We start from the raw sequence: 5,579 nt of genomic DNA, 5'->3' as shown, positions 1-5,579 counted from the left end.
GCCCCCTTTGATCGACGCGCCCCCCCGCCCCCCCTTCTATCACACCCCCGCCCGGGGTTGGACGGCGGGGGATTTCAACCCCCGGGCGGGCCGGGGGGAGCCCCGCCCGGCCCGGCCCCGTGCTGTTCCGGGGGACCATTGACGCAGCTCAGTCGCGCCGACTAGCTTCACCATACGGATAGCTGATTCCGCGGAACGGAAACCGGAGGGTGTGCGGCGATGGGGCAGCAGGAGAAGGTGACCACAAGCCTGGCAGGCGCGACCGGCGAGGCCATCGGGGCCTCTCTCGCGCCGGTGGACGCCGAGCTCGCCCGCCGCTACCCGGGAGACCCCGGCACCCGTCAGCCCGTGCACACGGTCTACGTACCCGGTGAGGTGTTCGCCGCCGGCACCGTACGGTCCTGGGGCGATCAGGCACTCGCCGCACTGGACGAGCACGCCCCCGACGCCGGGGCCCTGGCACGGGTGCTCGGCCTCTCCCGGGAGCTCGCGGGACCCGTCTACGACCGGGTGAGGGCCAAGCTGGAGCGCGAGCCCATCGAGGATCTCCGGGTGGACTTCGAGGACGGCTACCGGGGCACCGACGAGGACACGGACGCCGCCCGCGCGGCGCGGCTGCTCGCCGCTGCCGACAGCGACACCACCGCGCCGTACACGGGTATCCGGATGAAGTGCATGGAGGCGGCCGTCCGCGACCGGGGCATGCGCACCACCGACGTCTTTCTCAGCGGCCTGATGGCGCAAGGCGGACTGCCCGGTGGCCTGGTACTCACCCTGCCCAAGGTCACCTACCCCGAGCAGGTCACGGCGTTCGTGCGCCTTCTGGAAGCCTTCGAGAAGGCGCATGGTCTGGCGGACGGCCGGATCGGCTTCGAGATCCAGATCGAGACCAGCCAGGCCATCCTCGCAGCCGACGGTACGGCCACCGTCGCCCGGATGATCGACGCGGCCGAAGGCAGGGCCACCGGTCTGCACTACGGCACCTTCGACTACAGCGCTTGCCTCGGCGTCAGCGCCGCGTACCAGGCCAGTGATCACCCGGTCGCGGACCACGCCAAGGCGATCATGCAGGTCGCAGCCGCCGGCACGGGCGTGCGGGTCTCCGACGGCTCGACGAACGTGCTGCCCGTCGGCTCCACGGAGCACGTCCACGAGGCCTGGCGGCTTCACTACGGCCTCACGCGCCGCGCTCTCGCCCGCGCGTACTACCAGGGCTGGGACATGCATCCGGCCCATCTCCCCACCCGCTACGCCGCGGTCTTCGCCTTCTACCGCGAGGGTATGGCCGCCGCGGCCGCCCGGCTCGCCGCCTACGCGGCGAGGGCGGAGGGCGACATCATGGACGAGCCCGCCACGGCGAAGGCGCTCGGCGGCTATCTGCTGCGCGGGCTGGAGTGCGGAGCCCTGGACGAGTCGGAGGTCACCGGGCTCACCGGCCTCTCCCGCATCGACATCGAGGCGTACGCCCGCCCGCGCCGGGGCGGGCTCACGGCCGCCGCGGGCTGAGGACTACGCCGCCGTACGGCGGCGTAGTGCGGCTCGCCCCTGACCGGGCCGGGAACGCCGCTCAGCGTTCCCGTGGCTGACCGCCCCACGCCGCAACTCGTGGGCGCCTTCGGGGGTGACCCCCGCATCGGAGACGGAGACGCCTGCCGTAATCGGCCGCGGGACCGTGGTGTAGGGCTCGTCGGGCGCGACGGCCCCCTCCGCCACGCGTGTCGTGGCCTGTTCCGGTTTCGTTCACGGGCTGCCGCTGTTCGGCACCGTGCCGCGGTAGGCAGGGGAAGGTGCGGGGGCGGCGGTGGAGGCGTATGGGTACGGCGTGCACCGCTGGGCGGCCGAGTGCGGCCGCGACCTGTGGCGCAGGGCATGCCGCAGCGGGGCCCGCGCCCGTCAGGCGGGTTCCGTCATCACCGCGCCGCGTCGAGAAGTATCCGTGCCAGTCGGTCCGGCTGGGAGAACATCGGCCAGTGACCGGTGTCCATCTCGGCCAACCGCCATTGCTCGCCGGTCAGTAGCCGGGCCACGTCATCACTCGGCTCGGCACCGTCGAGCAGGCACTTGACGTAGGTCGCCGGCAGTTCGTCCAGCGGTCGGGCCAGCACGGCCGGATCGGCCAGCGAGGCTCCGGGGTGCGGTGTCGCTCCACCCACGATCCGGGCGACCTGCTCATCGCTCAGGCCCTGACCGGCGCAGTCCGCCGCGGTCAGCGGTGCCCACCAGCCGCCGTTGCCCGCGATCGCGGCTTCCAGCTTCGCCGGGCCCTCCCACCAGGTGGAGATGAACGACTCGCCGTCGGCCGGAACGTCGGAGTCGACGAAGACCACGCGGGCCAGCCGACCGCCTATCCGCGCGGCGGCCTGGCCGGCCGGTATGCCCGAGTAGCTGTGCCCGACCAGCACGACGTCGCGCAGATCGAGGCGCTCGACCAGGTCGACGATGTCCTCGACGTGAGTCTGCCTCCCCGTGGGTACGGCCTGCCTCTCGGCTATCCCGGACAGCGTCAACGGGTGAACGCCGTGGTCGGCCGCACGCAGTAGGGGCACCACTTCACCCCACGCCCATGATCCGAGCCATGCGCCTGCCACCAGCACGAAATTCGCCATGGCCGCACAGTAGTCGAGGGGTGTGACAACGCCCGCACGGCTGCTCGTCCGGTCTGGTCCGGCCCTGGCTTCGGCCGACCTGCTCCCGGAGAAGGCCTGGAGTCCCGTAGTGGGACTCCGCGCCGACCACATGAGCCCGGTCCCCGGATCGCCGGAGCCGTCCAGCGGTCGTGGACACGGTCATCACGGCGGGAGCCGCGCGAGAAGCCGCCCGACGGGCATGGGAGCGGCATCGGCCCACTGGAAGCGCTTTCCGACGCGCGGAACCGTGGGGGCGGTGACCGCGGTGCGTCGCGGATCCGGGAACGTGGACCGTCTGACGGCGGCGGCCCTGTCCCTGATGCACCCTGCGCATGGGGACGGGGCCGCCTCGCACTCACCGGCATTCGCCGGCCGGTCAAGCCGTCAGGCCAAGCCGGCTGCTCAATCCACGACGTTGAACACCGTGGTGGTGCGTTCTTCGAGAAGGCAGGCGTTCATCGGTTGCACGAGCGCCTCGTGTTCGGAGCTCAGCCGCCACCGCTTGATGGCGTCCATGTTCTCCCACTCGCTGGTGAGCAGCCACTGCGCGGGGTTTTCGGCCGAGCGGCACAGTTGCTCGCTGAGATGTCCAGGACTTGATGCGGCCCTTCTGCGTACCTGTTTGTACGCTCTGACGAAACCGTCCTCCATGCCCTCGCGGACATGGAGCAGTCTCACGACGCGGATACGGCCCGAATCCTGAGAGACAGCTATCGAAGGCTTCACAATCCCTCTCCCTCCGCCTCGGGCGGAAATGCCGCCTCAACCATTGTCTTGAGTGGTGAACTCAGCGCAACTCGGTGCGACTCTCCGTGTACGGTTGCGGATCCGCCGCGGGTGTGTGGGGTGCCCTGAGGCGCAGCGGGTGGACCGTACAGGCCGTGAACCACCAAACAACAGGCCGCGAACTGGGCAGTCCGTGAGCGGGAGTTGCTCTCGCGGGTCGCCGGTGTGCGGGCCGCTCAGCGCCCCCCGGGTGTCGGCGGCAGCTCGCCCGAGCCGCGAGCCAGCAGCCTGGTCGTCAGCTCCACGCGGGCCGGTTCCTCCGCCATTCCGTCCAGGCGTCGGAACAGCCGCTCCGCCGCCGTGCGGCCGAGAGCCGCCGCGTCCTGGGCGATGACGGTGATCCCCAGCAGATCGGCGAGCTCGATGTCGTCGAACCCGACCAGTGCGACGGGCGCGGTCGGTGTCTCACGCCCCGCGAGCACCCGCACAGCCGTCACGGTCACCCGGTTGTTGCCCGCGAACAGTGCGGTGACCGGCTCCGGGCCCGAGAGCATGGCCTCCACCACGGACCTGACCCGCCCGGGTCCGGTCGAGCCGAGCGAGACCCAGCGCTCGTCCACCGGCAGCCCGGCGTCCTCCATCGCGGTGCGATAGCCGCGCAGCCGCTCCTGCGCCGTGTGGATACGCGGCTGGTCGCCGATGAACCCGATCCTCCGGTGCCCGTGCGCGATGAGATGAGCGACGCCTTCGCGGGCACCGCCGAAGCTGTCCGACAGCACCACGTCCGCGTCGATGCCCCCGGCGGGCCGGTCCACGAACACCGTGGCGATGCCCGCCTTGATCTCCGGCTCCAGGTATCGGTGGTCGTCCCCGGCCGGGATGACGATCAGGCCGTCCACTCGGCGGGCACACAAGGCGAGCACCAACTCCTGCTCGCGGTCCGGATCCTCCGCGCTGGAGCCGTTGATGAGGAGCGCTCCATGGGCTCGCGCGACCTCCTCGACCGCCCGGCTGAGCGGACCGTAGAACGGGTCGGCGAGGTCCTCCAGGACCAGTCCCACCGACGAGGTGCGGCCCTTGCGCAGTACGCGCGCGCTGTCGTTGCGCCGGAAGCCCAGTGCGTCGATGGCCTCCTGCACCTTGCGCTCCGTGTCGGGTGTGACACCCGGCTCGCCGTTCACCACCCGGGAGACCGTCTTGAGCCCGACCCCGGCGCGCGCGGCCACGTCCTTCATCGTGGGCCGGGAGCCGTAGCGGTTGGTCTCGGGTCGGCGGGCGAACTCGGCCACAGTGCGCTGTCCTTGTCGTCGTTCGTGTGCCGCGCCCGCCACCCGGGCGCGAGGAAGGAGCCCTGTACGCTGCCGTGCCCCCGTAGCCGTGCCGCTGTGCAAGGCTGTGGCGTCGAGCATAGGCCCTGGACAACGTTGTCAGCGCGATGGAGACTGGATGATCGAAGTCGCAGACCTGGAGTCCGTCCTGCGGCCAGTCGCTGGGAGAGCGCTGACTGATGCTTAACGACCTCGTCGCCGCGCTCGACGTCGGTGGCACCAAGATCGCCGGCGCGCTGGTGGACGCCGACGGCGGGATCCTCCTGCGCGCCCAGCGGCCGACGCCGGCGCGCGAGGACGCCGAGACCGTGATGCGCGCGGTCGACGCGGTGCTCGGGGAGCTCATGGCCTCGCCCCTGTGGCCGGGTACGACAGCCGTCGGCATAGGCAGCGCGGGGCCGGTGGACGCGTCCACCGGCACGGTCAGCCCCGTGAACGTGCCGAGCTGGCGTGGCTTTCCGCTGGCGGACCGAGTGCGTACGGCGGCAGGCGGCCGCCCCGTCGAGTTGGTCGGCGACGGTGTCGCCATGACGGCCGCCGAACACTGGCTCGGTGCCGCACGCGGGTATGACGACGCCCTGTGCATGGTCGTCTCCACCGGCGTCGGTGGCGGCTTGGTGCTCGGCGGCCGACTCCATCCGGGCCCGACCGGGAACGCGGGCCACGTCGGCCACATGGCCGTGGAGCTCGACGGCGAACGGTGCCCCTGCGGCGGCCGGGGCTGTGTGGAGCGGATCGCGAGCGGTCCCAATATCGCGAGCCGCGCGCTCCACAACGGCTGGCGCCCCGGCCCGGACGGTGACACGTCGGCCGCGGCGGTCGCCGCGGCCGCGACGGCGGGCGAGCCGTTGGGCGCTGCCACCGTGGATCGCGCCGGCCCGGGGCTGGCGCCCGCGGT

The 5,579-nt window shown here is 71.9% G+C and carries 5 protein-coding genes; 2 read left to right on the top strand and 3 right to left on the bottom strand.

The window, feature by feature from the left end; all coding sequences use genetic code 11:
• Window positions 1–219 precede the first annotated feature (219 nt).
• Complete coding sequence (locus tag ACFWI9_RS32675) at window positions 220–1,506, top strand: DUF6986 family protein (protein ID WP_387168453.1); 1,287 nt, start codon at window positions 220–222, stop codon at window positions 1,504–1,506.
• Window positions 1,507–1,910: 404 nt separating this feature from the next.
• Here the strand turns inward: ACFWI9_RS32675 and ACFWI9_RS32670 are convergent, their stop codons facing one another.
• From ACFWI9_RS32670 to ACFWI9_RS32660, 3 genes are all read right to left on the bottom strand, one after another.
• Window positions 1,911–2,606, bottom strand: coding sequence for an alpha/beta fold hydrolase (locus tag ACFWI9_RS32670; RefSeq protein WP_387168450.1), 696 nt, complete (start codon window positions 2,604–2,606; stop codon window positions 1,911–1,913).
• 423 nt (window positions 2,607–3,029) lie between these two features.
• On the bottom strand, window positions 3,030–3,353 hold the full coding sequence (locus tag ACFWI9_RS32665) for an antibiotic biosynthesis monooxygenase family protein (RefSeq protein WP_387168447.1): 324 nt from the start codon (window positions 3,351–3,353) through the stop codon (window positions 3,030–3,032).
• A 236-nt stretch (window positions 3,354–3,589) separates the two neighbouring features.
• Window positions 3,590–4,642, bottom strand: a complete 1,053-nt coding sequence (locus ACFWI9_RS32660; RefSeq protein WP_387168444.1) for a LacI family DNA-binding transcriptional regulator — start codon at window positions 4,640–4,642, stop codon at window positions 3,590–3,592.
• A 218-nt stretch (window positions 4,643–4,860) separates the two neighbouring features.
• On the opposite strand from ACFWI9_RS32660, the gene ACFWI9_RS32655 reads away from it, so the two are divergent.
• A partial coding sequence (locus ACFWI9_RS32655) for an ROK family protein (RefSeq protein WP_387168442.1) occupies window positions 4,861–5,579 on the top strand: 719 nt, incomplete at its 3' end.

The organism is Streptomyces sp. NPDC127084, assembly GCF_042724175.1.
In the GTDB taxonomy this organism is placed as follows: Bacteria; Actinomycetota; Actinomycetes; order Streptomycetales; family Streptomycetaceae; genus Streptomyces.
Note: the sequence above shows the minus strand (reverse complement) of the source record. Positions and strands in the feature narration are given on the sequence as shown.